At 69.3% G+C, this 25,969-nt stretch carries 28 protein-coding genes; 17 read left to right on the top strand and 11 right to left on the bottom strand.

The genetic code is table 11. The features are described 5' to 3' along the window. Position 1: 1 nt before the first annotated feature. Complete coding sequence (locus E0H73_RS07810; protein WP_131352813.1) at positions 2–790, top strand: phosphotransferase; 789 nt, start codon at positions 2–4, stop codon at positions 788–790. On the opposite strand, the gene E0H73_RS07805 is transcribed toward E0H73_RS07810, so the two are convergent. Further along, entirely contained in the window at positions 779–2,050 is a 1,272-nt protein-coding gene (locus E0H73_RS07805; protein ID WP_131352812.1) for a sensor histidine kinase, read from the bottom strand. The genes E0H73_RS07810 and E0H73_RS07805 overlap by 12 nt on opposite strands. Continuing rightward, positions 2,047–2,739 carry a response regulator transcription factor gene (locus tag E0H73_RS07800; RefSeq protein WP_131352811.1) on the bottom strand — a complete coding sequence of 231 codons (693 nt, stop codon included), beginning with the start codon at positions 2,737–2,739 and terminating at the stop codon, positions 2,047–2,049. The genes E0H73_RS07805 and E0H73_RS07800 overlap by 4 nt, the downstream gene beginning before the upstream one ends. 124 nt (positions 2,740–2,863) lie before the next feature. Between E0H73_RS07800 and E0H73_RS07795 the strand changes: the two genes are divergently transcribed. From E0H73_RS07795 to E0H73_RS07765, 7 genes are all read left to right on the top strand, one after another. After that, entirely contained in the window at positions 2,864–3,124 is a 261-nt protein-coding gene (locus E0H73_RS07795; RefSeq protein WP_131352810.1) for a hypothetical protein, read from the top strand. Continuing rightward, on the top strand, positions 3,121–4,098 hold the full coding sequence (locus tag E0H73_RS07790; RefSeq protein ID WP_131352809.1) for an AAA family ATPase: 978 nt from the start codon (positions 3,121–3,123) through the stop codon (positions 4,096–4,098). Before E0H73_RS07795 ends, E0H73_RS07790 begins: the two co-directional genes overlap by 4 nt. Next, entirely contained in the window at positions 4,098–5,039 is a 942-nt protein-coding gene (locus E0H73_RS07785) for a DUF58 domain-containing protein (RefSeq protein ID WP_131352808.1), read from the top strand. The genes E0H73_RS07790 and E0H73_RS07785 overlap by 1 nt, the downstream gene beginning before the upstream one ends. Next, positions 5,036–5,974 carry a VWA domain-containing protein gene (locus tag E0H73_RS07780; RefSeq protein ID WP_131352807.1) on the top strand — a complete coding sequence of 313 codons (939 nt, stop codon included), beginning with the start codon at positions 5,036–5,038 and terminating at the stop codon, positions 5,972–5,974. The genes E0H73_RS07785 and E0H73_RS07780 overlap by 4 nt, the downstream gene beginning before the upstream one ends. 291 nt (positions 5,975–6,265) lie before the next feature. Further along, the gene (locus E0H73_RS07775; RefSeq protein ID WP_238163880.1) at positions 6,266–6,970 is read left to right on the top strand and encodes a S1C family serine protease; all 705 of its coding nucleotides are present in this window, start codon (positions 6,266–6,268) and stop codon (positions 6,968–6,970) included. A 165-nt stretch (positions 6,971–7,135) separates the two neighbouring features. Next, positions 7,136–7,888, top strand: a complete 753-nt coding sequence (gene ppgK / locus E0H73_RS07770) for a polyphosphate--glucose phosphotransferase (RefSeq protein ID WP_131352805.1) — start codon at positions 7,136–7,138, stop codon at positions 7,886–7,888. Between the two features lie 76 nt (positions 7,889–7,964). Then, positions 7,965–8,459, top strand: a complete 495-nt coding sequence (locus E0H73_RS07765; RefSeq protein WP_131352804.1) for a YkvA family protein — start codon at positions 7,965–7,967, stop codon at positions 8,457–8,459. Between the two features lies 1 nt (position 8,460). On the opposite strand, the gene E0H73_RS07760 is transcribed toward E0H73_RS07765, so the two are convergent. Next, on the bottom strand, positions 8,461–8,724 hold the full coding sequence (locus E0H73_RS07760; RefSeq protein ID WP_131352803.1) for a hypothetical protein: 264 nt from the start codon (positions 8,722–8,724) through the stop codon (positions 8,461–8,463). Then, positions 8,721–9,458, bottom strand: coding sequence for a sulfite exporter TauE/SafE family protein (locus E0H73_RS07755; RefSeq protein WP_131353297.1), 738 nt, complete (start codon positions 9,456–9,458; stop codon positions 8,721–8,723). Before E0H73_RS07755 ends, E0H73_RS07760 begins: the two co-directional genes overlap by 4 nt. A gap of 88 nt (positions 9,459–9,546) precedes the next feature. Here E0H73_RS07755 and E0H73_RS07750 point away from each other — a divergent pair, with 88 nt between their 5' ends. Genes E0H73_RS07750 through pepN form a run of 3 tightly spaced genes read left to right on the top strand, consistent with a single transcriptional unit; the run spans position 9,547 to position 13,380 of the window. Continuing rightward, positions 9,547–10,428, top strand: coding sequence for a LysR family transcriptional regulator (locus E0H73_RS07750; RefSeq protein WP_131352802.1), 882 nt, complete (start codon positions 9,547–9,549; stop codon positions 10,426–10,428). Continuing rightward, positions 10,425–10,913, top strand: coding sequence for a hypothetical protein (locus tag E0H73_RS07745; protein WP_131352801.1), 489 nt, complete (start codon positions 10,425–10,427; stop codon positions 10,911–10,913). Before E0H73_RS07750 ends, E0H73_RS07745 begins: the two co-directional genes overlap by 4 nt. A gap of 25 nt (positions 10,914–10,938) precedes the next feature. Beyond that, the gene (pepN, locus tag E0H73_RS07740) at positions 10,939–13,380 is read left to right on the top strand and encodes an aminopeptidase N (RefSeq protein WP_131352800.1); all 2,442 of its coding nucleotides are present in this window, start codon (positions 10,939–10,941) and stop codon (positions 13,378–13,380) included. 20 nt (positions 13,381–13,400) lie between these two features. Here the strand turns inward: pepN and E0H73_RS07735 are convergent, their stop codons facing one another. After that, the gene (locus tag E0H73_RS07735; protein ID WP_131352799.1) at positions 13,401–13,940 is read right to left on the bottom strand and encodes an RNA polymerase sigma factor; all 540 of its coding nucleotides are present in this window, start codon (positions 13,938–13,940) and stop codon (positions 13,401–13,403) included. 55 nt (positions 13,941–13,995) lie between these two features. Between E0H73_RS07735 and E0H73_RS07730 the strand changes: the two genes are divergently transcribed. Together E0H73_RS07730 and E0H73_RS07725 are read left to right on the top strand one after the other, a co-directional pair. Beyond that, on the top strand, positions 13,996–15,021 hold the full coding sequence (locus E0H73_RS07730; RefSeq protein WP_131352798.1) for a serine/threonine-protein kinase: 1,026 nt from the start codon (positions 13,996–13,998) through the stop codon (positions 15,019–15,021). Positions 15,022–15,086: 65 nt separating this feature from the next. Further along, positions 15,087–15,683: a hypothetical protein gene (locus tag E0H73_RS07725; protein ID WP_202867247.1), complete on the top strand. Its 597-nt coding sequence runs from the start codon at positions 15,087–15,089 to the stop codon at positions 15,681–15,683. Here the strand turns inward: E0H73_RS07725 and E0H73_RS07720 are convergent. From E0H73_RS07720 to deoC, 4 genes are read right to left on the bottom strand one after another with little or no spacing between them, the layout of a single operon-like run. After that, on the bottom strand, positions 15,680–16,693 hold the full coding sequence (locus E0H73_RS07720) for a S66 family peptidase (protein WP_131352797.1): 1,014 nt from the start codon (positions 16,691–16,693) through the stop codon (positions 15,680–15,682). The two genes, E0H73_RS07725 and E0H73_RS07720, sit on opposite strands and share 4 nt — an antisense overlap. 40 nt (positions 16,694–16,733) lie before the next feature. Next, entirely contained in the window at positions 16,734–17,579 is an 846-nt protein-coding gene (locus tag E0H73_RS07715; protein WP_238163879.1) for an aldehyde dehydrogenase family protein, read from the bottom strand. A 34-nt stretch (positions 17,580–17,613) separates the two neighbouring features. Then, positions 17,614–19,050, bottom strand: a complete 1,437-nt coding sequence (locus E0H73_RS07710) for an aldehyde dehydrogenase family protein (protein ID WP_131352795.1) — start codon at positions 19,048–19,050, stop codon at positions 17,614–17,616. Between the two features lie 3 nt (positions 19,051–19,053). Continuing rightward, on the bottom strand, positions 19,054–20,010 hold the full coding sequence (gene deoC / locus E0H73_RS07705; protein WP_131352794.1) for a deoxyribose-phosphate aldolase: 957 nt from the start codon (positions 20,008–20,010) through the stop codon (positions 19,054–19,056). Positions 20,011–20,257: 247 nt separating this feature from the next. Between deoC and E0H73_RS07700 the strand changes: the two genes are divergently transcribed. The 3 genes from E0H73_RS07700 to E0H73_RS07690 all read left to right on the top strand — a co-directional run bounded on the left by E0H73_RS07700 (position 20,258) and on the right by E0H73_RS07690 (position 22,340). Further along, positions 20,258–20,818 (top strand): PH domain-containing protein, encoded by a 561-nt coding sequence (locus E0H73_RS07700; protein ID WP_131352793.1) that lies wholly within the window; start codon positions 20,258–20,260, stop codon positions 20,816–20,818. Positions 20,819–20,832: 14 nt separating this feature from the next. Further along, on the top strand, positions 20,833–21,693 hold the full coding sequence (locus E0H73_RS07695; protein WP_131352792.1) for an alpha/beta hydrolase: 861 nt from the start codon (positions 20,833–20,835) through the stop codon (positions 21,691–21,693). 194 nt (positions 21,694–21,887) lie between these two features. After that, on the top strand, positions 21,888–22,340 hold the full coding sequence (locus tag E0H73_RS07690; RefSeq protein WP_131352791.1) for a hypothetical protein: 453 nt from the start codon (positions 21,888–21,890) through the stop codon (positions 22,338–22,340). 76 nt (positions 22,341–22,416) lie between these two features. On the opposite strand, the gene E0H73_RS07685 is transcribed toward E0H73_RS07690, so the two are convergent. Both E0H73_RS07685 and E0H73_RS07680 read right to left on the bottom strand, forming a co-directional pair. Continuing rightward, complete coding sequence (locus E0H73_RS07685; protein WP_131352790.1) at positions 22,417–24,072, bottom strand: phospho-sugar mutase; 1,656 nt, start codon at positions 24,070–24,072, stop codon at positions 22,417–22,419. A 24-nt stretch (positions 24,073–24,096) separates the two neighbouring features. Continuing rightward, positions 24,097–24,558, bottom strand: a complete 462-nt coding sequence (locus E0H73_RS07680; RefSeq protein ID WP_131352789.1) for a gamma-glutamylcyclotransferase family protein — start codon at positions 24,556–24,558, stop codon at positions 24,097–24,099. A gap of 31 nt (positions 24,559–24,589) precedes the next feature. Between E0H73_RS07680 and E0H73_RS07675 the strand changes: the two genes are divergently transcribed. Next, positions 24,590–25,969 carry an NAD(P)H-quinone dehydrogenase gene (locus E0H73_RS07675; protein ID WP_131352788.1) on the top strand — a complete coding sequence of 460 codons (1,380 nt, stop codon included), beginning with the start codon at positions 24,590–24,592 and terminating at the stop codon, positions 25,967–25,969.

The following is a 25,969-nucleotide window of genomic DNA, read 5'->3' as shown; positions in this document are numbered from 1 at the left end:
GATGGCCGAGGTCGAAACGCCCCTGCTCGGTGGAACCGCCAACCGCGGACTGGTGGTGCGTGTCCGCGACACCGTACGCCGTCCGCTGCGCGGAAACAGCTCATCCATCCACGCGCTGTTCGAATATTTGAACGACGTCGGATTCGAGGGTGCGCCGACGCTGCTGGGGATCGACGAGCAGGGTCGCGAGGTCCTGTCGTACGTCCCCGGTGAGACGGTGACGCCGCCGTACCCGGCCTGGTCGATGACGGATGCCGCGCTGGACAGTGTCGCGGCGTTGCTCCGTGACTATCACCAGGCGGTCGCCGGCTTCCGGCCCGACGGCTACACGTGGTCCGAGCCGGTGCCGCCGGCGTACGTCGAGGACATCGTCAGCCACAACGACCCGAACCTGGACAACATCGTGTTCCGGGACGGGGTCGCGGTCGCGCTGATCGACTTCGACCTCGCCGGCCCTGGCTCGGTGCTGTGGGACGTCGCCACCGCGATCCGGCTGTGGGGGCCGCTACGCCCGGCCGCCGACATCCACGACGCCCGCCGCGGCCGCACGTTCGCCCGGTTCCGCCGGTTCGCCGACAGCTACGGTCTGTCCGAAGCCGACCGGCTGCGCCTGGTCGAGGCGGCCGCCGACAATCACGTCTGGTGCATGGACTACGTCCGCCGAGGCGCAGAAACCGGTCACCCCTGGTTCCGTCAACGCTGGACCACCGGCGAAGCAGCGCTCACCCAGCGCACCAACCACTGGTTCACCGCTCACGCGGACGCGCTGCACCAGGCTCTACTGGCCTGAGCCCGGGCGGGGACCGAGCGGGTCTTCGTCGGGTGGAGTGGGGGTACGGCGGGTGCTGTTGGTGAGGGAGCGCTCGGGGAGCCAGATGATGAACGTGCTGCCGGTGCCGAGCTCGGAGTGCAGGGCGACGGTGCCGCCGTGGGATTCGGCGATCTGGCGGACGATGGCCAGGCCGAGGCCGGCGCGGCGTTGACCGGTCGAAGGGATGGTCGCCGGCGGCTGCCGCTGCCCGCCGCGGAAGAAGCGGTCGAAGACCCGATCGGCGTCATCCGCCGCGATTCCTGGGCCTTCGTCGCGTACGGCGATCCAGGCCCAGCCGTTCCGACTTCCCACTGCGAGCACGAGTTCACTGCCGCCGCGCGCCAGCCGGACCGCGTTCGAGAGCAGATTGTCGACCGCACGCCGCAGCGCCGACGCGTCTCCGGCCGCGATCGGCCCGGGGGACAACCGGCGTACGACGTGAAGTTCGCGATCGGCCGCGAGCAGTTCGTACTCCTCGGCTGCCTCACCCGCGATCGCGGCGAGATCGACGTCCGCGTCGACGAACGCCGGCGAGGACCGGCGGGCCGAGGCGAGCAGGTCCTCGACCAGCCGCGTCATCCGCTGGATCGCCCGGCTCACGATCGCGGTCGCCTGGGCCCGGTCCTCCGGTGGAGTGTCGTCGTGCGCGAGGACGGCGTCCACGTTGGCCTGGATCACCGCGAGCGGATTGCGCAGCTCGTGCGACGCGTCGTCGACCAGTTGCCGTTGCGCCACGAACGCCGACTCCAGCCGGCCGAGCATGTCGTCGACGGTGTCGGACAGGTTCCGCAGCTCGTCCTGCGGTCCGCCAAGTGCGATCCGGCGGGACAGATCGGTTGCCGAGATCTCCTGCGCGGTCGCGGTGATCCGTCGTACCGGTCGTAGCGCCCGGCCGGACAGCCACCAGCCGGTGCCGAGGCTGACCAGGAACAGCACGCCCATGCCGGCGGCCGAGTAGTTCCGCAACGTCTGCAGGGTCTGGTAGTTCACCGCCGACTCGACGCTGGAGATCTCGGCGGCCTGGATCACCTGGCCCTGCTTGAGTTTGAGGTTGCCCTCGGCATCTTTGTAGACCTTGTTGACCTGGATCTGGTCCAGCGGCTTCGGATCCAGGATCTGCGACAGCGTCAGGTAGACGCCGCCGAGCAACAGTGCGGAGAGCGCGATCAGTACGGCGGAGTACGTCAGCGTCAGCCGGAAGCGGATCGTCTGGGCCCAGGGCGGGCGGGGGATCTTCATGCGTCACCTCGAAGCCGGTAGCCCCGGCCGATCACCGTTTCCAGTACGGGTTCCTCGCCGTCCTGGGTGAGCTTGCGGCGCAGCGTTCCGACCGTCACCCGGACGCTCTGCGTGAACGGGTCCGCGTTCTCGTCCCAGACGTGCTCGAGCAGTTCCTCGGCCGAGACCACGTGTCCGGGGCGCGACATCAGATACCGCAGTACGCCGAACTCCTTCAACGTCAGCGGGAGTTCGCGGCCGGAGCGAGTGGCGAGATGGCGGGAGGAGTCCAGGACCAGATCGCCGACGTGCAGCTGGGTGCTGCCGTTGGTGACGTCGCGGCGCAGCAGCGCGCGGATCCGGGCGAGAAGCTCGACCAGGGCGAACGGCTTGGTCAGGTAGTCGTCGGCGCCTTCGTCCAGCCCGCGGACCCGGTCGGCGAGCGAGGCGCGCGCGGTCAGCATCAGCACCCGCAGTTCGCGGCCGGACGCCACCTCGATCTCACCCCGGCGTACGGCGCGGCACAGGTCGAGGCCGCTGGTGTCCGGCAGCGTGATGTCGAGGATCGCCAGGTCGTACGCCGTGGTCGCGAGCTTCTCGGTCGCCTCGGCGCCGGTCAGCGCCGTGTCGACGGCATAGCCGGCCCGGCCGAGTCCGGAGCGCAGCGCGCTGACCAGGCCTTCCTCGTCCTCCACCACCAGTAGTCGCACGCAACCAAGGTAGCCGGGTCATCCGTATCCCCCGGCCTGCTCTTTCGGCGGACTTTCGCTCCGCTTTCCTGCCGTTTTCGCACTCCTTTGATGGTCTGGAGGCCAATCGAGCGAAGGAGTTTCCATGAACATCCCTGGCAAACGGCTCATCCTCGGTACGGCGGTCGCCGTGGCGGCACTCGGCGTCGGCGGGATCGCGTATGCGGCCGGTAACGACCCGGCTCCCGAACAGGGGTACGTGACCGTCGAGGACGGTGCCACCACCCCGTCGCCGCAACAGAACGGGACGCGGGAGGACTGCCCGGAGAAGAACGGCGCCGGTCAGGGGCAGAACCAGCCCTCGCAGCCCTCGCAGCCTGAGCAGAACCCGGCTGGGAACGCATGACGACGGCTGTTCTCGAGCACGCGCTGTTCGAGGTGAAGAAGGTGGTCGTCGGGCAGGACCACCTGGTCGAGCGGATGCTGGTCGGGCTGCTCGCCCGCGGACACTGCCTGCTGGAAGGCGTCCCGGGCGTCGCGAAGACCTTGGCCGTACGGACGCTGGCGGAGGTGATCGGCGGCCGGTTCGCCCGGCTGCAGTTCACCCCGGACCTGGTGCCCGGCGACATCATGGGAACCCGGATCTGGCGGCCGTCGACCGAGGGCTTCGACACCGAGCTCGGCCCGGTGTTCGCCAACCTGGTGCTCGCCGACGAGATCAACCGCGCGCCGGCCAAGGTGCAGTCCGCCTTGCTGGAGGCGATGGCCGAGCAGCAGGTCAGCATCGGCGGCACCAGCTACAAGTTGCCCGAACCGTTCCTGGTCCTCGCCACCCAGAACCCGATCGAGTCCGACGGCGTCTACGCCCTGCCCGAGGCGCAGCGGGACCGGTTCCTGCTGAAGATCACGGTGGACTACCCGAGTCCGCTCGAGGAGCTCACCATCCTGCAGCGGATGAGCACGCACCGGCCACACGCCAACGCGGTGCTGAGCCCGGAGCAGGTCGCACAGTTGCAGGAGGCAACGGAAGACGTGTTCGTCCACAATGCCGTGGCGGAGTACGTCGTACGTCTGGTGCATGCGACTCGGGCGCCTGCGCAGTACGGGATCCACGACCTGGGCGGCGTGCTGGAGTTCGGGGCCAGCCCTCGGGCCACGCTCGGTCTGGTCGCAGCCGGTCGGGCGCTGGCGTTGCTGCGTGGGCGGGACTACGTCCTGCCGGCCGATGTGTACGACGTCGCGCTTGACGTGATGGCGCATCGGCTGGTGCTCACGTTCGACGCGCTTGCCGACGGGGTTGACCCGCGTGCTGTCGTGTCCCGCATCCTGCACACGATCGAGCAGCCGCATGTTGTGCCGGCCGATGACGCGGCGGCCTGATGTCCGGCCCTGATCTGCTGGCCGGTCGGGAGCGGGCGCTGCGGGCGCTCGAGCTGACGGTGAAGCGGAAGCTGGAAGGGTTCCTGCACGGCGACATCACCGGCCTGCGCAGCGGTCCCGGCAGCGAGCCCAACGAGGCCAGGCCGTACCAAGCCGGTCAGGACGACGTACGCCGGATGGACTGGAACGTCACCGCCCGTTCGCTGGAACCGCACGTCCGGGCGCCGCTGGCCGAGCGTGAGCTGGAGACCTGGGCACTGCTGGATGCGTCGGCCAGCATGGACTTCGGTACGGCGCTCAGCGAGAAGCGGGACCTCGCGATCGCGATCGTCGGGGCGGTCGGTCTGCTGGCCGACCGTCCCGGCAACCGGCTGGGGGTTCGTGTTGCGATCGGCAACGAAGTACGCCGGCTGCCTGCGGCCGCCGGTTCGGTTCAGCTGCGGCGGTCGTTGCGATCGCTGCTGTCGTTGCCCAGAGCAACGCCGGGGGAGTTTCCGCGGACCGATCTCGGTCGCGCGATCACCCGGTTGAACCGCGAGCATCCGCGCCCTGGGCTGCGGGTGGTCGTGTCCGATTTCCACGACGACGACGGCTGGGTCGATCCATTGCGCCGGCTGTCGGCGCGGCACGAGGTGATCGCCGTCGAGGTACTGGATCCGCGCGAGCTCGAACTGCCCGAGGTCGGACTGCTCACCCTGGTCGATCCGGAGACCGGCCGGCGGCGCGAAGTCCGGACGAGCAGCCGCAAACTGCGCCGGCGGTACGCCGATGCGATGACCGCCCACCGCACCCAGACCACCCAGGCGATCCGGGCCGCCGGTGCCGCACACCTCGTGCTGCGGACCGACACCGACTGGGTCCGTGACGTCGCCGCCTTCGCCACCGCCCGCCGCCGGTCGAGTATCCGGCGGCACCCGACCGGGAGGACAGGTATCCGATGAGATTCGAGCAACCGCTGTGGCTCTGGCTGCTGGTGCTAGTGGCGGCGCTGATCGCCGCTTACCTGATCGCCCAGCGCCGCCGCAGCAAGTACGCCGTACGGTTCGCGACGCTGCCGATGCTGGAGAAGGTCGCGCCACACCGGCCTGGTTGGCGCCGGCATGCACCGGCTGCGGCGTTCCTGGCTGCGTTGACCGTGCTGACGATTGCGATCGCGCGTCCGGTGGCCGACGTACGGGTTCCGCGGGAGCGGGCCACCGTGCTGGTCGCGATGGATGTGTCGAACTCGATGGCGGCCACTGATGTTGCGCCGAATCGGTTCGAGGTGGCCAAGCAGGCGGCGGTGCAGTTCGTCCAGGATCTGCCGGAGAAGTTCAACGTCGGGTTGGTGTCGTTCGCGCGGACCGCGACTGTGGTGGCGACTCCGAGCACGAACCACCAGGCGACCGTTGATGCGATCAATGGTCTGGAGTTGAGCGACAGTACGGCGATCGGGGATGCCGTGCTGACCAGCTTGCAGGCAGTACGGACGATCGACCCGGATGACCCGCCGCCGAGCCGGATCGTGTTGCTGTCCGATGGTGGGAACACCGCGGGGCGGCCGATCGAAGAAGCGGCTGATGCTGCGGCGCAGGCCGGCGTACCGGTGTCGACGATCGCTTATGGCACGCCTGAAGGCACTGTGAACCTCGAAGGGCGCGACATCCCTGTCCCTGCTGACACGGAGTCGTTGCAGGGGCTCGCTGATGCGACGAGCGGGTCGTTCTACGCCGCCGAGAGCGATGAGCAGCTGCGCGACGTGTACTCCGACCTCCAGTCGTCGATCGGCTGGACCACCGAACCACGCGAGATCACCAACCTGGTGGCGGGAGTCGCCCTGGCCGCGGCCCTCCTGGCCGCCCTGGCGTCCCTCCTCTGGTTCTCCCGCCTCCCCTGACCAGGAGCCCCCATGCCCCCACACCTAGGCCACCCCTTCCGAGGCCCCCACTACTACCCCAGCCCCCCACCCGCCACGCCTCCACCCACTGCATCACCCACCTTCGCCGCGTCTGCAACCTCCTCCACCTCCACGCCGCCCACATTCCCCGTCACCCCGGCCTCCGCTCCGCAGAGGCCCCCCTCATCTGCTCCCCCCTCTCCGGCGGCGGCACCTCGGGCCGGGGTGACGGCCTCTCCTTCCACTGCTAGGTCCGGGCGTCGCGCCGGGTTGCTGGTTGCGAGTGTCGCGATGTCGATCGTCGCTGGCGGACTGGCTGGAGCGGTGACCGGCTCGCGGGACGCCGACCCGACGGCTATCAACCTGCCGCAGGTGGCGGCTCCTCCGGCGGCTGCTCAGGGGTCGATTTCGGCTGCGGCGGCGAGTGTGTTGCCTGGGGTGGTGTCGGTGCGGGCCGGGCGGGCGACCGGGTCCGGGTTCGCGATCGACCAGGAGGGGCACGTGGTCACCAACGCGCACGTCGTGGAAGGAGCGCGCGATGTATCCCTGGTCCTGTCGAACGGCCGCCGGGTCGACGCCGACGTCATCGGTTCCGACGCGGACAACGACCTCGCCGTACTCCAGGTCTCGACGGCCGATGCCGAGGGACTGCGCGCGCTCACGCTCGGCCGGTCCGCACAACTGCGGGTCGGCGACCCGGTGCTGGCCGTCGGTTCACCGCTCGGCCTGGAAGGAACGGTGACCGCCGGCATCGTCAGCGCGGTCGACCGCCAGGCCCGCTTCGGCGACAACGGCAACCGCCAGTCCGCGATCCAGACCGACGCCGCCATCAACCCCGGCAACTCCGGCGGCCCGCTCGTGAACGCCGCCGGCCAGGTGGTCGGCGTCAACACCGCCATAGCCACCCTCGGCGCCAGCCGCTCCGGCAACATCGGCATCGGCTTCGCCATCCCCGTCGACCGCATGACCACCATCGTCGAAGGCTTGGTGGACTGAACCGCTGGCCCATCACCACCGCACCGACCAGCCGCCGCCAAGCGGGAAGAAGCGGCGGGCGCCACGGTGGTGATGGCATGGCGGTCCCCGTCGTCCTCTAGCCTGGGTAGAGGACGCGGACCCGGTGCGGCAGCTGCGGGCGAGGGGAGAGATCAGGTGCCCAGGATGAGCAGGTCGACCGCTTTCGGGGTCGACATCGGCGGCAGCGGGATCAAGGGCGCCGTCGTCGACCTGGAGAAGGGCGACCTGGCCACGGAGCGGGTGAAGTACCTGACACCCAACCCGTCCACGCCGGAGCTCGTCGCCGCGGCCGTAGCCCGGCTGGTCAAGGAGGCCGGGTGGACCGGTGAGCTGGGTGCGACGTTCCCGGCCGTGATCAAGCACGGGGTGGCCAGGAGCGCCGCGAACGTCGACAAGAGCTGGATCGGGACCGACGTCGACAAGGTCCTCACCGACACCACCCATTGCGAAGTGACCGTGCTCAACGATGCCGACGCGGCCGGCATCGCCGAGGCCCGCTTCGGCGCGGCCAGAGGCGTCGACGGCGTGGTCATCATGCTCACCTTCGGCACCGGTATCGGCAGCGCGCTGCTGCTCGACGGCCGGCTCGTGCCCAACACCGAGCTCGGTCACCTCGAGCTGGACGGGCACGACGCGGAGACGAAAGCCTCCTCGGCGGCGAAGGACAACGAGGGCCTGTCGTTCAAACAGTGGGCCAAGCGGGTCCAGAGCTACCTTCGGCACGTGGAGAACCTGTTCACCCCCGACCTGTTCGTGGTCGGCGGCGGGGTCAGCAAGCACGCCGACAAGTGGGTGCCGCTGCTCGAGCTCTCCACCCCGGTGAAGCCGGCCCAACTGCTCAACAACGCCGGCATCGTCGGCGCAGCGATGGCCGCCCACGAGAAGTTCACCGAGTAAGACGCAACAATGAGCTCCAGGTAGGCGGGGATCGCGGGTCCCGGCGCGTAGTGCTGGGGAGCCCTACAGTTGGTGGATGGTTTGGTTTGGTGGGTTGCTGGGGCTGATCGGGCTGACCACGTTGGTGTTCCGGGATGGCGACGTGGTGGGTGTGTCCGCGGTCGGGGTTGGGGTCGCCCTGGTGCTCATTGGCGCCGTGGTGGCCGGGCTGGGAGTGGTACGGCGCCGGGCAGTGAAGCGGCGGCGGGCGGCTCGGGGTGAGCCGGAGCCGGTGGGGAATGTGTTCGAGCGGGCGGCTGCGTTGCCGCGGCTGCTGCGGGCCGCTCGGTCAGGGGCGTATGCCGACCTGCCGAAGAGCCGGATGGCCTTGTGGGTGTTGGCGTTGGTGTATCTGGTTTCGCCGATCGACATTCTGCCCGAGTTGTTGCCGATCATTGGTGTCGCCGACGATGCGGGCGTCGCGGTGTGGCTGCTCACGAGCGTGTCGACGGCGACAGGCCTCTACCTCGGCCGCGAGCGAGACCAGCAAAGGCGAGGAGAGCAGTTCGGGCGCGAACCTGGGACGAGGTAGCTCAGCCCGAGGAGCGCAGCCAGTCCGCCACATCAGCGGCGGCTTCCTCCGGATGCTCGTACGCGAACAACTGCAGAGCGTCCACCGGAGGGTACGGCGCAGGCTCAGCCAACCGGGATGCGGCCGCCAAGAGCCGTTGCGCTGCCGCCACCACGAGTTCAGCCTGAGCGCGAGCCTCCGCCGGGCTTGTCAGAGTGACCGCCGAGCGGGCGAGATCGGCCACTTCGCACGCCTGATAGGCCATCGCGAGCTGCGCCCGGTTCATCGCGCCGCCCGCACGAAGAACAACGCGGTCATCGCCACCGCGGTCGTGAGAACGAGGGCCTTGAGCAACGATGCGGGCAGGCGCCGGACCAGATGCGCCCCGGCGTACCCACCGACGACGGCCCCGACCAGCAGCGCCACAAGGCGGATCGGCTGATCCAGAACGTCGGCAGCGAAGAGGAAGATGACAGTCGCCGTGAGATAGACGGCCGCCACCTGGATGACCCGCAGAGGATTCCCACGAGCCGGGTCGAGTGTCGTCGTGGCGGTCCAGAACGCCAGCATCATCAACCCGACCGCACCACCGAAGTACCCGCCGTAGATCGACAGCAGGAACTGGCCCGCCAGGATCGCGGCCGGTCCCGGCGCACCCAGGCGGAGCGCCCGGGTGAGCCGCCGACCGAACGCGAGCACGACGGTGGCGAACGCCAGCAGCCACGGCACCGCCGCATCGAACGACGCCGACGGCAGCACCAGCAGCAACCCGGCGCCGATCGCCCCGCCGAGCACGCTCGCCAGTGTCAGCCCGAGCGTCGACGGCGGCGCGAATGCCTCCAGTTCCCGCCGGTAGACCCAGGCGATGGTTGCGTTCCCGGGCAGCAACGCGACGGTCGTGGTCGCGTTCGCAGTGACCGGCGGCATGCCGGTCGCGACCAGTGCCGAGAGTGCCACGAAGCTCCCACCACCGCCGACGGCGTTCAGAGCGCCGGCGGCGACACCGGCCAGGAGGATCATCAGCACCCTTCGAGGATCACGGCTCGGCGGGCACTCCACAATGCGCGATCCCCGTAGCCAGCCTCAGGCTGAGACGTAGGCTGGGGTCATGCGGTACGACTTGGACGACCTCCGGCTGTTCACGCACGTTGCAGCGGAAGGCTCGATCACCGGTGGAGCCCGCCTGATGCACCTGAGTCTGCCTTCGGCCAGCGCGCGGGTCAGAGCCCTCGAAGCGCAAGCCGGCGTACCGCTGCTCATCCGCGAGCGCCGAGGCGTCCGACTGACCCCGGCGGGCGCGACACTCGCCCGGCACGCCCGCGAGGTCCTGGCCGAGACCACCCGCTTGGACAGCGCCGTCGCGTCGTACGCTGTCTCCGGATCGGCCCCGATCCGCCTGGTCGCCGGCGGTTCCGCGATGCATCAACTCGTCCCCGCCGCGCTCGCCACCTTCCTGCGCGATCATCCGGAGTACGACGTGAACGTCAGCGAACGCCGCACGACCCGCAGCGTCCGCCTGCTCGCCGCCGGGGAGGCCGATCTCGGCGTGATCCTCGACGACGAACCCACGCCACTGCGGACCGAGCCGCTCGCCGACGACTCCCTGGTGGTGATCGGCCAGGCCGGCGGCATCCTCTCCGGTCGCGCCTCGATCGCGTACGCCGAAGTCGCCGAGCACCCGCTGGTCGGTCTGGACCGCCGTTCGCCGCTGACGCAGTGGATGGACGACCGCCTCGGTCCGCACGCCCCCGCGCCGCGCTTCCGTACTCTCGTCCCGACCCTGCACACCCTGATCACGCTCGCTACCGCGGGCGCCGGTCTGGCGATCGTTCCCCGCCGGGCCGTCGACACCAACCCGGCCGTCGAGATCTGCCCGCTGCAGGACTCCTGGTCCACCCGCCAGCACCTGCTCTGCTATGCCGCGGACGCACCCGCCTCCGCCCACCTCTTGGCGACGCACCTGCACGCGGCGGCTAGCGTGCGGGTATGAGTGCGGACGACGTTGCCATCCCCCTGCAGGCGTTCAGCGCGCTGCTGCACAGCGACAACATCGCCACGGTGTGCAGGGCCCTGAACATGTACCAGGTGGCCGCCTCGTACACGCGGTTGAGCGGTGGGAATCCGCTCGAACCGCTCGCCCAGGACGTCCGTCAGGTCGCACGCAACGTGCTGTCCGCGCCGCCGATGGAAGCAGATGAGGAACTGCGAGCCGCCTTCGACCACCTGAGTGCACTCAACGTCCTGACCAGCCTGGCCGAGGCCGACGACGCGGACCTGATCGCGACGATCCTGGAAGACACCACGGACGCCGAGGTCCGCGCGACAGCGCTCCTCGCCGCAGCCGCCGTACCAGCCGACGGGACGCCCAACGCGCACCTGCTCCAAGTCCTGGAGACCATGGCGGTCAACCAGGCGCTCGATGAGCGGGATCGAGGTCGGGCCAAGCTCGTGCGGGAGAAACTGACGGGTCCGTAGAACGGCTCTCGGATAGCGTGCACACATGCGCGCTTTGACAGTGGAAGAGGCCCGGCAACGGGCGACGGACCTTGCCGTGCGGTCGTATCGGGTCGAGTTCGACCTGACCGGACCCGGCGACACCTTCGTGACGACCAGCCGGATCTCGTTCGCGGCCCGGACCGGCACGAGCTGGGTCGACGTGAAGCCCGAGCGATTGCTCGCGGTGGAGCTGAACGGCACGGCACTGGACGTCGGTCTGCTCGCCGAGGGCCGCTTTCCGCTGACCGAGCTGCGGGACGAGAACGAGCTCGTGGTGACAGCCGAGCTGAAGTACTCCGCGGATGGCGAGGGCCTGCAGCGCAGCGTCGACGCCGCGGACGGCAAGGTCTACACCTATGGCATGTCGTCGCTCGAGTCGGCGCCACGGTACTTCCCGTGTTTCGACCAGCCGGATCTCAAGGCGCCGTACACGATCACTGTGAAGTGCCCCGAGGACTGGGTTGTCCTGGGCAACGGTGCGGCGACGCAGGTCGGATCGGGGGAGTGGCAGCTGGCCCAGACGAAGCCGCTGTCGACGTACTTCGTCACGATCCTCGCCGGGCCGTATCACCTGATTCGCAGCGAGCACGACGGGATCCCGCTCGGGCTCGCCTGCCGGCAGTCGCTGAAGGAGCATCTGGACCGGGAGGCGGAGGACCTGTTCCGGACCACCAGCGAGGCGTTCGACGAGTACCACCGGATGTTCCGGCAGCGGTACCCGTTCGGTGAGTACTGGCAGGCGTTCGTGCCGGACTTCAACCTCGGTGCGATGGAGAACCCGGGCTGCGTGACGTTCGCCGACCACCTGGTCTTCCGTGGCGCGGTGACCGCGGCGGAACGCAGTACCCGGGCCCGGATCGTCGACCACGAGATGGCGCACATGTGGTTCGGCGATCTGGTCACGATGCAGTGGTGGAACGACATGTGGCTGAACGAGTCGTTCGCGGAGTACATGGGGCACCGGGTCGCGGAGGACGCCACCAGCCACGGCGGCAACTGGACCGACTTCGCCTTCGTCCGCAAGTGGTGGGGTCTGCGCACGGACCAGAGCAGCTCGACCCACCCGGTCGCCCCGGACAGCCTGAAGAACGCCCGGGAGTCGCTCGACGACTTCGACGGGATCTCGTACGCCAAGGGCGCCGCGGTGCTCAAGCAACTGGCGAAGTACCTCGGCGACGACGTGTTCCTGAAGGGTGTGAACGCGCACCTGGAGGCGCACGAGTACGGCAACGCCGACCTGGCCGAGTTCATCGCGAAGCTGACCGAGGCCGGCGCGCGGGACCTGGCCAACTGGTCGGACCAGTGGCTGCGGACGTCCGGCCTGGACACCATCTCGATCGAACGCACCGCCGACGGCGTCGTCCTGCACCGCAAGAGCCCGGACGGTTCGCGCCGGCCGCACAAGCTGAGTGTCGGTGGGTACGACGCCAGTGGCGCGGCCACGATCGTGGACGTGATGCTCGACCAGGACAGTGTGGAAGTTGCACTGAGCAACGAGTACGCCGTGATCGTGCCGGACGCGAACGACGACACCTGGGCCAAGATCCGTCTCGACGCGACGAGTCTCGCCAACCTGCCCGCGGTGCTGCCGAAGATCGCCGACGGCACCACCCGCGCGGTGATCTGGAACTCGATCCGCGACTCCACCGCCGGCGCCGAGCTCGACCCCCGGCAGGCACTCGACCTGTTCGTCACCGCGATCAAGGACGAGGACAGCGACATCGCCGTCGGCTCGCTGGTGCGCTGGCTCGAGGAGCATGTGCTCGGCGTCTACCTCCCGTACGACGAGTCGCGCGGTCTCGTCGCGGATGCAGTCGGCGCGAAGCTGGCGACCGTCGAGCCGGGCAGCAGCCTGCAGCTCGCGACCGTGCGCGGCTTCGTCGCGACGACCGACGATGCCGAGCTGCTGAAGTCCTGGCTGGACGGTGCCGAGACCCCGGCCGGCCTGGAGCTCGACCAGGATCTCCGCTGGGAGCTGATACTGCGGCTCGTCCAGCTGGACGCGTTCGGCGCCGCGGAGATCGACGCCGAGCTGGCACGCGACACGTCGACCGAGGGCGTCAACCAGGCCGCCCGCTGCCGGGCCGCGCTGCCCGCGGGCAAGGAGGCGGCCTGGACGCGGATCATGACGGACCCGACGATCGGCGTGAAGGAACTGCTCGCAGTGGCCGACGGCTTCTGGCATCCGGGGCAGGCCGCGATCACGGCGCCGTACGTGCAGCGCTACTTCACCGACATCGCGGGAACGGACGCCATCCGGGCCGGGATGGTGATCGGGCTGACCGCGCGCCTGATCGCGCCGCGGTTCGCGATCGACGAGAGCCTGGTCGAGCCGGCCGAGCGGCTGATCGCCGACGAGTCGGTGGTCTCCTCGGTGCGGCGGCAGACGGCGAACTTCCTGGACGACCTGCGCCGGGCGCTCGCCGTCCGCCGTACCTTCGGCTGACCTCCAGGGGTACTAGCAGGTCAGGTGACGGTGAGGCGCTCCGCGACGGCCTTGCGGGCTTGGTGGATCCGCGCCTTGACGGTGCCCAGCGGTACGTCGAGTTCGTCGGCGATCTCGGCGTACGTGAGTGAGCCCAGGTCGCGTAGGACCAGCGGCTGGACGAGTTGCGGGTGGCTGGACTCGAGAGACTCGAGCGCCTCCAGCAGGTCTAGCCGCGAGCCGGCGATCACCGAGGTGGTGCGCGGATCGGCCGACTCGGGCATCACCTCGGCGGACTGCTCGACCGAGCGCCGCTTCAGCGACCGGTAGGTCTGCCGGGCCTGGTTGGTGGCCACGACGGTGACCCAGCCGGCGAAACTGCCGGTGCCCTTGAAGGTGTGGATCTTGTTGGCCACCTGGAGCAAGGTGTCCTGGGCCGCCTCCTCGGCGTCCTCGTGGTACGGCAGGAACTTGGCCACCCGCCGCTGCACCTGCGGGCGGATCGCCGCCAGGATGGTCGGGAGCACGCTCTGGTCGCCGGCCGCGGCGCGCGCAGCGAGTTGTTCCAGATCGTCGTTCATGCTCCCCCAGGGTGCTGTTGGCCGGACAACCCAGCCGTGCACGACAATAGCCGGGATGGATGTCATCGGCAGGTACCGGCTGCAGGACAAAATCGGTGCGGGCGCGTTCGCGACCGTCTGGCGTGGGTACGACGACGACCTCGACGTGGACGTGGCCGTGAAGGTCCTCGCCGACAACTGGGCGTCGCGCGCCGACGTACGCGAGCGGTTCCTGTCCGAGGCACGGCTGATGCGGCGGATCGCCAGCGACCGGGTGGTCCGGGTCTTCGACCTCGGCCGGCTCCCGGACGGACGCCCGTACTTCGTGATGGATTACGTCGGCGGTGGCTCACTGGGCGACGTACTGCGGCACGGGCCACTGGACGTTGTCGATGCCTTGTGGTGGGGCGCTGACCTGTCCCGCGCGGTCGCAGCGTTGCACAACGAGGGCGTCGTCCATCGCGACGTCACCCCGGCGAACCTCCTGCTCCGGCCTAACCAGAGTGGCGAATCCGGCGGCGGTGGCACGCATCGGATCGTGCTGGCCGACCTCGGCCTGGCCAAGCGCGCGGCGGAAGCATCCGGGTTGACCCAGGCCGTCGGGACGCCGTCGTACATGGCGCCGGAGCAAGGCCGCGGAGACGGTGGATTCGACGAGCGCGCGGACATCTACGCGGTCGGTGCGGTGACCTACGCACTGATCACCGGGCATCCGCCGTTCTCCTCGTCCTCGATCGGCGAGGTGGTCAACCGCGATCCGGATCTGCCGCCACCGAGCCTTCAATCGCTGTTGCACGACGCCGTTGGCCAACTCGACGACGTCCTGGGGCGTGCGCTGGCGTACCGGGTCACCGATCGCTGGGAGCGTGCCGACGCACTCGCCGAGCGGCTGGAGGCGGAGGCGTACCGGCTCGAGCAGGAGGCGCCGATCCGGGCGATGGAGCGGACCCGCATCGCCGACGACGACAGGCTGCCGACGACGGTCGCGACCGATCCGCCGGTACGGCGACGCCGGCGCCGGAACCGGGCGTGGTTCCTGCTCTCGCTGCCGGTGGTGTTCGTGCTGGCCGGCGTGGGTGGCTGGTTCCTGTTCGGTCAGTGAGACGAGGGGTCCCGTCGCCGACGATGGCTTCTTAGAGTAGCCATATGGCTACTCACCGCAGTCTTATGATTCTCGGTGTCGCCGTACTCCCGTTGCTGGTCGCCACCGGTGCCGAGGCGGCGCCGACTGCCAGCTACGCCTGCCGGGCGGACACCAAGTTCGGCCGGCATCTCCTGTCGTTGCGGCAGGGCGTCGACGCGAAGGCGCCGGCGACCGTCCGGCCGAACGCCCGGTTCGCCATCGTTGTCGACCTCAAGCCGGGCTCGCTGCCGGGTGAGGTCAAGGGCTTCAAGCTCCAGGAGGTGCGCGATCTGTCCCTGCGCGTGCCGATCCCGGTCAACTCGTCGTACGTCAGCTCCCGGCTCACCGGCGGGTCCGGCCTGAACTCGACGCCGACCGTCCAGCTCGACGGACGCGTCGCGGTCGTCAAGGTCCCGGGTCCGATCTCCGGCGGGGCGAACTACCAGTTGCCGACTCTGGCCGTCCGGCTGCAGGCGGGCACCGCCGGTACGGTCATCGAGACCAAGCTCAAGGGCACCAGCTATGACGACCCGGGCCTGACCCTGCAGGCCAAGATCAAATGGAAGTTCATCTCGATCACGGCCCCGGTCGCCTGCTATCCCGACCCCAACCCGGCGCTGACGCGCACCGAGGTGCACTAGTAGGTGACCGTGATCCGCTGGTTGACCGGGTCGACCCGTGCCTGGCCGCCGTACGGGAGGATCTGCGCCGGGTCGGTGTGCCCGATGTCGAGGCCCTTCACCACGACCGCGGACGGGTTGTACTCCATCAGCGCGCGATCGACCGCGAGGTACTGCCCGGTGACGTAGGCGACGGACTCCGCCGGCGTGAGGTGGTTCTCGAGCGACGAGGACTTCGGACGGGCCCAGAGGACGGCGTCGAACCGCTCGAGCAGACCGCGTTCGCCGAAGTTGCGAAGGATCTGGTAGACCGTCTGGGAGCTCGGCATCTCCTCGCTGGTCTCCAGGAAGAGGATGCCGTTGTAGGAGTCCGTGGGCAGCATCCAGCGGTTCGCGGCCAGTTGCCATTCGAGGATCTCGAGGCAGCCGCCCCACAACCGCCCGCTGACGGGCTGCGAGCCCTGCCAGGTCCAGCCGGTGCCGGGGAAGAGCGGCGGCTCGGTCTCCAGGTTGGCCGGAACGTTCCAGTCGTGGTCGTGATCCGTCCAGGCCTCGGCCGGGGTCAGCTCGAACTCGCCCGGGGTGAAGAAGGCGGCACGCAGCGAGCGCTCGGTGTCCGGGTGCATCGCGCCGCCGCGACCGAGCTGCACCATCACACTGCCGCCGTGGAAGGCCGGCAAACCCAGCGAGTACAGGAAGTTGAGCAGGTTCGTGTTGTCGCTGTACCCGAAGAACGGCTTCGGGTCCGCCTGGAACACCGCGGGATCGAGGTGCTTCAGCACGGTCAGCTGGTCGTCCCCGCCGATGGTCGCGATCACCGCGCGGATCGACGGATCCGACCAGGCCGCATGCAGGTCGGCGGCGCGCTCCTGCGGGGTGGCCCCGAGGACCTTGGTGGTCGGGTACTCGACCGGAATCAGCTTGAAGTCGTCGCGCAGCCGTCGCAGGCCGAGCTCGTACGGTCCCGGAAAGATCTCCGGCAATCCCCGCGAGGGTGAGACGATCGCGACCTTGTCGCCAGGCTGAAGCATGCTGCGACTGTACGACGCATCCGGTCCCGACGGGACTGGTTTACAGTCCGATCGGGTGCCAGACGGTCTTCAGTTCCAGGTACTGCGTGAGCCGCGACAGCCCGGGGGACTCGGTCCAGTCCTCCTCGGCCGGACGCCGTACCCGCTTGAGGTTCTCGGCCGACGCGGCCTCCAGGTCGCGGGCCTCGTCCGGGTCCTCGATACCGCACAGGTCGATCGCGTTGACGTCCATGTGCGACGCCAGCCACGGGCCGACCTCGGAGGCAGACCCGGTGAGGATGTTGACCACGCCACCCGGTACGTCGGACGTCGCCATCACCTCGCCCAGCGTCACAGCCGGCAGCGGCCGCTCGTACGACGACACCACGACCACCGTGTTGCCGGACACGATCGCCGGCGCGATCACGCTGGTCAGGCCGAGCAGGCTGGACTCCTGCGGTGCCAGCACCGCGACCACGCCGGTTGCCTCAGGCAACGAGAAGTCGAAGTACGGCCCTGCCACCGGGTTGCTCGAGCCGACCACCTGGGCGAGCTTGTCGGCCCAGCCGGCGTACCAGACCCAGCGGTCGATCGACGCGTCCACGACCGCGCGGGCCTTGCTGATCGACAGGCCTTCCGACAGTGCGACCTCCGAACTGAACTGCTCGTGCCGGCCCTCCATCACCTCGGCGATCCGGTAGAGCACCTGGCCGCGGTTGTACGCCGTCCGGCCGGACCAGCCACCGAACGCCTTACGGGCCGCGACGACCGCGTCCCGGGCGTCCTTGCGGGAGGCCTGTGACGCGTTCGCCAGGAACTTGCCCTTGGCATTGTTCACCACGTACGACCGGCCGGATTCGCTGCGGGGGAAGGCGCCGCCGATGTAGAGCTTGTACGTCTTGCGCACTTCCAGACGGGTGCCAGGCTTATCGGACGCAGCCTTAGTGGGCAAGGTAGGCCTCCAGACCGTGGCGGCCGCCCTCGCGGCCGTAGCCCGACTCCTTGTACCCGCCGAACGGCGAGGCCGGGTCGAAGCGGTTGAACGTGTTGGCCCAGACCACGCCGGCGCGCAGCTGGTTGGCCATCCAGAGGATCCGGGAGCCTTTGTCGGTCCAGATCCCGGCGGACAGCCCGAACGGGGTGTTGTTCGCCTTCTCGACGGCCTCGGCCGGGGTGCGGAAGGTCAGCACCGACAGCACCGGGCCGAAGATCTCCTCGCGGGCGATCCGGTGCGCCTGGGACACGCCGGTGAAGACGGTCGGCGGGAACCAGTACCCCTCGGCCGGCAGCTCGCACTCCGGCGACCAGCGCTCGGCGCCCTCGTCCTCGCCGATCTGGGACAGCTCGCGGATCTTGGCCAGCTGGGCCGCGGAGTTGATCGCGCCGATGTCGGTGTTCTTGTCCAGCGGGTCACCGACGCGCAGTGTGCCCATCCGGCGCTTCAGTCGCGCCAGCACCTCGTCGTACACGCTCTCCTGGACCAGCAGCCGCGAACCGGCGCAGCAGACGTGGCCCTGGTTGAAGAAGATGCCGTTGACGATGCCCTCGATGGTCTGGTCGATCGGCGCGTCCTCGAAGACGATGTTCGCCGCCTTGCCACCGAGCTCCAGCGTGACCGCCTTGTCCGAGCCCGCGACCGACTTGGCGATCGCGCGGCCGACCTCGGTCGACCCGGTGAACGCGACCTTGTCGACGTCCGGGTGCTCGACCAGGGCCTGACCGGTCCGGCCGGCGCCGGTGACGATGTTCACCACGCCCGGCGGCAGGTCTGCCTGCTGGCAGATCTCCGCGAACGCGAGCGCGGTCAGCGGCGTGGTCTCGGCCGGCTTGAGGATGACGGTGTTGCCCGCGGCCAGGGCCGGCGCGATCTTCCACGCCAGCATCAGCATCGGGAAGTTCCACGGGATCACCTGACCGGCGACACCCCACGGCTGCGGGTCGTCGCCGACGCCGGCGTACTCGAGCTTGTCGGCCCAGCCCGCGTAGTAGAAGAAGTGTGCGGCCACCAGCGGGATGTCTACGTCTCGTGACTCGCGGATCGGCTTGCCGTTGTCCAGCGACTCCAGCACGGCCAGTTCGCGGGAGCGCTCCTGGATCAGCCGCGCGATCCGGAACAGGTACTTGGCCCGGTCCCGTCCGGACATCGGGCCCCAGACCTTCTCGAACGCCTTCCGGGCTGCCTTGACCGCCTTGTCGACGTCCGCCGGTCCGGCCTCGCTGATCTCCGCGAGCACCTCCTCCGACGACGGGCTGACGGTCTTGAACGGCTTGCCGTCCGTCGCCTCGACGAACTGGCCGTTGACGAACAGCCCGTACGACGACCTGATGTCGACGATGGCCCGGGATTCCGGGGCCGGTGCGTACTCGAATCTGCTCATACCTCAGTCCAGCGTGAAGTAGTCGGGTCCGGGGTAGTGCCCGGTGGCCAGCTTGGTGCGTTGCATCAGCAGGTCGTTCAGCAGGCTGGACGCCCCGAAGCGGAACAGTTCCGGGTCCAGCCAGTCCGGTCCGGCGGTCTCGTTGACCATGACCAGGTACTTGATCGCGTCCTTCGCGGTCCGGATGCCGCCGGCCGGCTTGACGCCGATGTGCAGGCCGGTGGACTCGTGGTAGTCGCGGACCGCCTCCAGCATCACCAGCGTCACCGGCAGGGTGGCCGCGGGGGACACCTTCCCGGTGGAGGTCTTGATGAAGTCCGCCCCGGCCAGCATCGCCAGCCAGGACGCGCGCCGGACGTTGTCGTAGGTGACCAGCTCACCGGTCTCCAGGATCACCTTCAGATGCGCGTCGCCGGCCGCCTCACGGATCGCGGCGATCTCGTCGAAGACCAGGCCGTACCGCCCGGACAGGAAGGCACCGCGGTCGATCACCATGTCGACCTGGTCGGCACCGGCCGCGACCGCGTCCTTGGTGTCCTGGATCTTGATCGGCAGGCTGGAACGCCCACTGGGAAAGGCGGTTGCGACACTCGCCACCTTGACGTCGGAGCCGCGCAGTTCGTGCTTGGCCGTGGCCACCAGGTCCGGGTAGACACAGACGGCGGCGACCTGCGGGGCGGTCGAGTCGGCCGGGTCCGGCCGCATCGCCTTCGCGCACAGCGCCCGCACCTTGCCGGGGGTGTCCTGGCCTTCCAGCGTGGTCAGGTCGATCATCTGGATGGCCAGATCCAGCGCGTATGCCTTGGCGGTGGTCTTGATCGACCGCGTGCTCAGGGTGGCGGCCCTGGCCTCGGCGCCGACCTGGTCGACGCCCGGCAGGCCGAGCAGGAACCGGCGCAGCCGGTCCTCGGACGAGGTCACGTCGGCCAAGGAGTCGACGCCGCTGTCGAGTGTGGTCACTTCGGCAGTCTAAGCCGTGTCCGGTGATCCCACGCCTACTGCGCGGCACTCGGCACGGCATCTCGCCGCACTGGAGCAAAGGCCACGATGGAACCACATCGAGGCCTTCACTCCAGCACGCCGAGCTACCGCACCGAGCACCTGCTCGCGACGACGTGGGATCACCGGACACGGCTTGTGCCGATCGTGACACCCGGTGGACGTACTGGTCCTATGCCTGCTACCGGTCGCCGGTTAGTTTGTCCGGGTGAAGTCGAAGTCCTCCGAGAGCGAGCAGTACCTGTCCGCGTCGAACCGGATCACCGGGGTCATCGTGATGGTGATCGGCGCCGTCGGCCTGCTCGACATCGTGCTGGAGTGGCGGACCGCCACCGGCGTACTGGTCGCCAGCCTGATCGGCATCCTGATGGTGCTGGCGTACGTCGGCCTGATCCGGCCGTCGGTCACCCTCAGCCCCGAGCACCTGCTGCTGCGTAACCACCTGCGCGACCATCTGATCCCGTGGGCGAAGGTGACCGGTGTCGACGTCACCGACATCCTGCGCGTGCACACCGCCGACAACCGGTGGCGTGCTCCCGGCGTCCAACTAGTCATGCGCGATCTCAGGAAGCAGCGGGTCGGCGGGCGCAAGCTGTCCACCGACAGTTCGATCTCCCGCGCCGACTTCGTGGTCGGCCGGATCGAGACCCACATGACGCAGTACTCCGAGCAGTCGAACGGCGAGGTGGTGACCACCTGGGCCAGGCCGGAGCTGACCATTGTCGGTGTGCTCGCTGCCATCGGCATCGTGGCCGCCTTCCTCCGCTGACTGCCGCTGTACTGATGCCTTTGTTGTCACGCCGCCTCCTGCTGCGCACCGGCACGGCCGCCACGATCGTCGGGGTCGCCGCGGTCGCGGGCCTGGAGTCCGGTGCGATCCCGGGCCGCGCGAAGGTGCACGACGTACTCGGGCTGAGTGGCCCGGACGGCGTCGTACCCGATGTGCCGGCCGGTCCGGTGGAGTCCGGGACGTTCGAATCCGCTGCCCGGCGTACGACGGTGGGCTACAGCATCATCCGCCCGCACGAGTCGTCCGCGGAGCTGCCCGTCGTTCTGGCGCTGCATGGGCGCGGTGGGGATCACACGTCCGCGATCGGCGACTTCGGGATGGACCGCTACCTGGCCGCGGCGATGCAGTCCGGTACGCCGCCGTTCGCGGTGGCGACTATGGATGGGGGACGGGACAACTACTGGCATCCGCGTGCGACCGGAGACGATCCGCTGCGGATGCTGTCCGCGGAATTCCTTCCCCTGCTGGCGAAACGCGGCCTCCGCACCGACCGGGTCGGCGTACTCGGCTGGTCCATGGGTGGGTACGGCGCTCTGTTGTGGGGCGGACGATCCGCAGTCGCGATCGGTGCGATGAGCCCTGCGTTGTGGCGCCGGTACGGCGACGATGTGGCGGCCGGCGCGTTCGACGGGGCTCGCGACTTCGAGCAGCACCAGGTCTTCGGTCGTCCGCTCGAGAATGTTGCCGTGCGCATCGATTGTGGCCGGGACGACCCGTTCGCGGACGCGGCCGGGGCGTTGCGCCGCGAACTGCACGCGGCCGGTGGGCAGCAGGCCGGTGCGCACACTGGTGGCTACTGGCGCCGGATGCTGCCCGAGCAGTTGCGCTTCCTCGGCGAGAAACTCGCCCGCTGACAGGAACGGTCGCCTGACCAAGCTGTGCCGTAGCCTGCTCGAGAGCGTAACTCGGCCGCCTGGTACGCGTTGGCGTACCGGGCGGTGTTGCGTTTTGCCGAGACGTGCACGATCTGCGATCGTGTGGTTACTTGTTTCGGGTCCGCACGCCTTACAGTTCTGGTCGAGCAGTCTCACGGCAGGAGTCAAGGACAGTGAACTACGACGAGTTCAACACCGAGTACGCCAAGGTGCTGGACAAGATCAAGAGCGGCAGGAGCACCTGGTCGGAGCTGTCCGGTCATGTCACCCGGCTGCGTCAGGCCACCGCCGGGATCACCGTGCCGATGGAGCGGACGCAGATCGACCACGACCTGGCCGCACTGAGCCAGATGGTCGACATGTCCCGGCGGACCAACGACAAGGAGGACGTCTGGACGGTCACGTCCGACGCGATCCGCAAGGCCAGCAGCCAGGAGGGTTCGGTCGCCGACCGGATCGCCCGGATCGAGGCGAGCATCAACGAGATCGCCAACCTCGCCAACCGGAACCCGGACGAGCGCGACGCGCTGATGCAGTCGACCAGCACGCTGCGGATCCTGCACTCGTCGCTGCAGAGCTCGCTGCGCGCCGAAGAGGCCGACGCGGCGGCTGCCGCAGCCCGCTGACCGGAGCCACCCGCCAGGTGTTCCGGTCGACGTCAGCCGCTGAAGCTCCGCTCCAGCGGCTGACCACTCACGCGTTCTACAGACCCAGAGCTGTGGAGAGCGCCTGCTTGATGCCGGCCAGGTTCTTCGCTGCCTGGGCGCGGGCGCTCGAGACATCCGATTCCACCACCGGCACGACCACTTCCAGGTAGCACTTCAGCTTCGGCTCCGTGCCCGACGGCCGCACCACCACTCGAGCTCCCTCGGACAGCGTGTAGCGAAGACCGTCGGTCGGCGGGAGCGTCTCCGAGCCCTGGCTCAGGTCGTCGATCCGCTCGACCGTGTACTCGCCCAGCGCCGTCGGCGGTGTGGCCCGCAGCCGCTCCATCGCGGCACCGATCAGCGACAGGTCCTCGACCCGCACGGACAGTTGGTCCGTGGCGTGCAGGCCGTACTTGTGCGCCAGATCGTCCAGCAGATCCAGCAAAGTGCGCCCGTCGGCTTTCGCCGCGGCGGCCATCTGCAGGACCCGGACCAATGTCGAGATGCCGTCCTTGTCCTTCACGGCCGTCGGATCCACGCAGTACCCGAGCGCCTCCTCGTAGCCGAACACCAGCTCCGGGACCCGCCCGATCCACTTGAACCCGGTCAGCGTCTCGACGTACCGGACGCCGTACGACGCTGCGATCTTGCCGAGCAGCGACGACGAGACGATCGAGCAGGCGGCGACTCCGTCGGGCCGTGGCGACAGCAGGAACTCCCCGAGCAGCGCGCCGAGCTCGTCCCCACGCAGCATCCGCCAGCCGCCGTCGGCCGCCGGATCGGGTACGGCGACAGCACACCGGTCGGCATCGGGATCGTTGGCCACGGCGATGTCCGCGTCCACGGATCGCGCCAGCTCCAAGGCGGCGTCGATCGCGCCCGGCTCCTCCGGGTTCGGGAACGAGACGGTCGGGAAATCCGGATCCGGGTCCGCCTGCGCCGCCACCACCGCCGGTACGGCGAACCCGGCGCGGGCGATCGCATCCTCGGCCAAGGTCCGTCCGACGCCGTGGAGTGGCGTGTAAGCGACCTTGAGGTCCCGGGGTGCGTCGGCCGGTACCAACTGGGCGATGCGGTCCAGGTAGGCGTTCAGGAGCTCGTCACCGATGGTCTGCCAGTCGTCTCCGCGCGGCACCGAGTCCAGATGGCCGACCGCCGCGATGGCCGCCGCGATCTCTGCGTCCGCGGGCGGCACGATCTGCGAGCCGTCGCCGAGGTAGACCTTGTACCCGTTGTCCTGCGGCGGGTTGTGCGACGCGGTCACCACGACGCCGGCCACGGCTCCGAGATGCTTGATTCCGAAGGCAATCACTGGCGTCGGGGTGTGCTGGTCCAGCAGGACCGCGTCCAGGCCGGCACCCCGGACCACGGCCGCCGTGTCCTGCGCGAACACGTCGGACTTGTGGCGGGCGTCGTACCCGATCAGGACCGGGCCGTCGGTGCGGCCCTTGGCCTTCAGGTAGGCGCAGAGGCCGGCGGCGGCGCGGATCACGACGACCCGGTTCATCCGGTTCGGTCCCGCGGCGACGGCGCCGCGGAGCCCCGCCGTACCGAACTCGAGGGTGCCGGCGAAGCGGTCGGCCAGCTCGTCGCCGGCCTCGGCGGAGCCGTCGGACAGCAGTTGCCGCAGCTCGGCGCGCGTGTCGGGGTCGGGATCTTCGCTCAGCCAGGCTTCGGCGGCTGCCCTGAGGTCATCGTTGACGGTCACCACCGCACGATAACCGGCGTACCGGATCTAGTGCCCGGACGACTGGCAGGGGCGGGCGCGGAGGTCGGCGACGTAGTCGTCCGGGGCGCCTGCGGCCTCGGCCGCCTCGGCAAGGATGCCCAGGTAGCGGGCGGACGGCAGGCCGCCCTCGTAGGCGTTCAGGACGTACATCCAGGCCAGTTGCTCGCCGTCCAGGGTCTGCACCCGGACCTGGATCTTGCGGTAGATGCCCTGGTCGATCGCCTCCCACTCGTCCAGCCGCTCGACGTCCTTGGGGTGGATGTCGTACAGCGCCACGAAGACCTGGTTGGCCGGGTCGGCCGGGTCCTCGACGACGGTGGCCATGGCGCCCTCCCAGCCCAGCTCCTCGCCGCCGAAGGTGAGGCGCCAGCCGGTGATCCAGCCGGTCCCGCGCAAGGGCGAGTACGGGCACCGCTCGGCCATCAGGTTCGGGTCCAGATTCGACGCAAACGCGGCGTACAGGGTCACGACGACACAGGATACGGAACAATGGCCTCCCGTGGCGCGAGTTGTGATCATCGGAGGCGGTCCCGGCGGGTACGAAGCGGCCAGTGCGGCTGCCCAGCTAGGGGCGGAGGTGACGGTTGTCGATTCCGACGGGATCGGCGGTTCCTGCGTGCTCACGGACTGTGTCCCGAGCAAGACTTTGATAGCGACCGCCGAGGTGATGACCGAGGTGGAGGAGGCCGGCGAACTGGGCGTCCGGCTGGATGACGGCGACGAGGACCCGGCGAACTCCGTGCGGGTCGATCTGTCCGTCGTCAACCAGCGCGTGAAGGCGCTGGCGACGGCCCAGTCGGAGGGCATCGAGCGGCGGCTGGACTCGGACGAGGTCCGGGTGATCAAGGGTCGCGGCCGGCTGGACGGCCCCGAGACCGTGGTCGTCGGCAACGAACGGCTGGACGCGGATGTCGTCCTGATCGCCACTGGTGCAAGGCCGCGCATCCTCAAGGGCTCGGAGCCGGACGGCGAGCGGATCCTGACCTGGGAGCAGGTCTACGAGCTCGAGGAACTGCCGGAGCGGCTGATCGTGGTCGGCTCCGGTGTCACCGGTGCGGAGTTCGCCAGCGGGTACGACGCCCTCGGCAGCGACGTCGTCCTGGTGTCGTCCCGGGACCGGGTGCTCCCCGGAGAGGACGCCGATGCGGCCGCCGTACTGGAGGACGTGTTCAAGCGGCGCGGGCTGACCGTGCTGGGCAAGTCCCGGGCCGAGTCGGTCAAACGGCAGGGCGACGGGGTCGTGGTGACGCTGACCGACGGCCGGACGGTGGAGGGTTCGCACGCGCTGCTCGCGGTCGGATCGCTGCCGAACACCGACGACATGGGATTGGTCGAGTCGGGCGTGTCGCTCGGCGACGGCGGCTTCGTCACGGTCGACCGGGTCTCCCGGACGACGGCCCGTGGCGTCTACGCGGCCGGCGACTGCACCGGCGTACTGATGCTCGCCTCGGTCGCGGCCATGCAGGGCCGGATCGCCATGTCGCACGCCCTCGGCGACGCGGTCTCCCCGCTGGACCAGTCGACCGTGTCGTCGAACGTCTTCACCGCGCCCGAGATCGCCACAGTCGGCCTGACCCAGGCGGTCGTCGACGCCGGCGGCAGTACGGCGATGGTCGTGAAGGTGCCGCTGGCCGACAACGCCCGGGCCAAGATGCAGGGTGTCCGGGACGGTTTCGTGAAGCTGTTCTGCCTGCCGAACACCGGCATCGTGGTCGGCGGCGTCGTCGTCGCGCCACGGGCCAGTGAGCTCATCCACCCGATCTCACTGGCCGTCGGCGCCCGCCTCACAGTCGATCAGGTCGCCCAGTCCTTCACCGTCTACCCCTCCATCACCGGATCCATCGCTGAAGCAGCCCGGCGCCTCCACCTCCGCAGCTGA

The organism is Kribbella pittospori, assembly GCF_004331465.1.
Classification (GTDB): domain Bacteria; phylum Actinomycetota; class Actinomycetes; order Propionibacteriales; family Kribbellaceae; genus Kribbella; species Kribbella pittospori.
This window is presented reverse-complemented; position numbering and strand designations above follow the sequence as displayed.

Coding starts and splice junctions, on each gene's coding strand:
- ppgK (WP_131352805.1), top strand. CDS start 7,136: ATGAGCAGGTCGACCGCTTTCGGGGTCGACATCGGCGGCAGCGGGATC.
- E0H73_RS07760 (WP_131352803.1), bottom strand. CDS start 8,724: ATGAACCGGGCGCAGCTCGCGATGGCCTATCAGGCGTGCGAAGTGGCC.
- E0H73_RS07695 (WP_131352792.1), top strand. CDS start 20,833: ATGCCTTTGTTGTCACGCCGCCTCCTGCTGCGCACCGGCACGGCCGCC.
- E0H73_RS07745 (WP_131352801.1), top strand. CDS start 10,425: ATGAGTGCGGACGACGTTGCCATCCCCCTGCAGGCGTTCAGCGCGCTG.
- pepN (WP_131352800.1), top strand. CDS start 10,939: ATGCGCGCTTTGACAGTGGAAGAGGCCCGGCAACGGGCGACGGACCTT.
- E0H73_RS07725 (WP_202867247.1), top strand. CDS start 15,087: ATGATTCTCGGTGTCGCCGTACTCCCGTTGCTGGTCGCCACCGGTGCC.
- E0H73_RS07750 (WP_131352802.1), top strand. CDS start 9,547: ATGCGGTACGACTTGGACGACCTCCGGCTGTTCACGCACGTTGCAGCG.
- E0H73_RS07785 (WP_131352808.1), top strand. CDS start 4,098: ATGTCCGGCCCTGATCTGCTGGCCGGTCGGGAGCGGGCGCTGCGGGCG.
- E0H73_RS07795 (WP_131352810.1), top strand. CDS start 2,864: ATGAACATCCCTGGCAAACGGCTCATCCTCGGTACGGCGGTCGCCGTG.
- E0H73_RS07790 (WP_131352809.1), top strand. CDS start 3,121: ATGACGACGGCTGTTCTCGAGCACGCGCTGTTCGAGGTGAAGAAGGTG.
- E0H73_RS07720 (WP_131352797.1), bottom strand. CDS start 16,693: ATGCTTCAGCCTGGCGACAAGGTCGCGATCGTCTCACCCTCGCGGGGA.
- E0H73_RS07775 (WP_238163880.1), top strand. CDS start 6,266: ATGTCGATCGTCGCTGGCGGACTGGCTGGAGCGGTGACCGGCTCGCGG.
- E0H73_RS07805 (WP_131352812.1), bottom strand. CDS start 2,050: ATGAAGATCCCCCGCCCGCCCTGGGCCCAGACGATCCGCTTCCGGCTG.
- E0H73_RS07735 (WP_131352799.1), bottom strand. CDS start 13,940: ATGAACGACGATCTGGAACAACTCGCTGCGCGCGCCGCGGCCGGCGAC.
- E0H73_RS07730 (WP_131352798.1), top strand. CDS start 13,996: ATGGATGTCATCGGCAGGTACCGGCTGCAGGACAAAATCGGTGCGGGC.
- E0H73_RS07710 (WP_131352795.1), bottom strand. CDS start 19,050: ATGAGCAGATTCGAGTACGCACCGGCCCCGGAATCCCGGGCCATCGTC.
- E0H73_RS07780 (WP_131352807.1), top strand. CDS start 5,036: ATGAGATTCGAGCAACCGCTGTGGCTCTGGCTGCTGGTGCTAGTGGCG.
- E0H73_RS07755 (WP_131353297.1), bottom strand. CDS start 9,458: ATGATCCTCCTGGCCGGTGTCGCCGCCGGCGCTCTGAACGCCGTCGGC.
- E0H73_RS07810 (WP_131352813.1), top strand. CDS start 2: ATGGCCGAGGTCGAAACGCCCCTGCTCGGTGGAACCGCCAACCGCGGA.
- E0H73_RS07765 (WP_131352804.1), top strand. CDS start 7,965: ATGGTTTGGTTTGGTGGGTTGCTGGGGCTGATCGGGCTGACCACGTTG.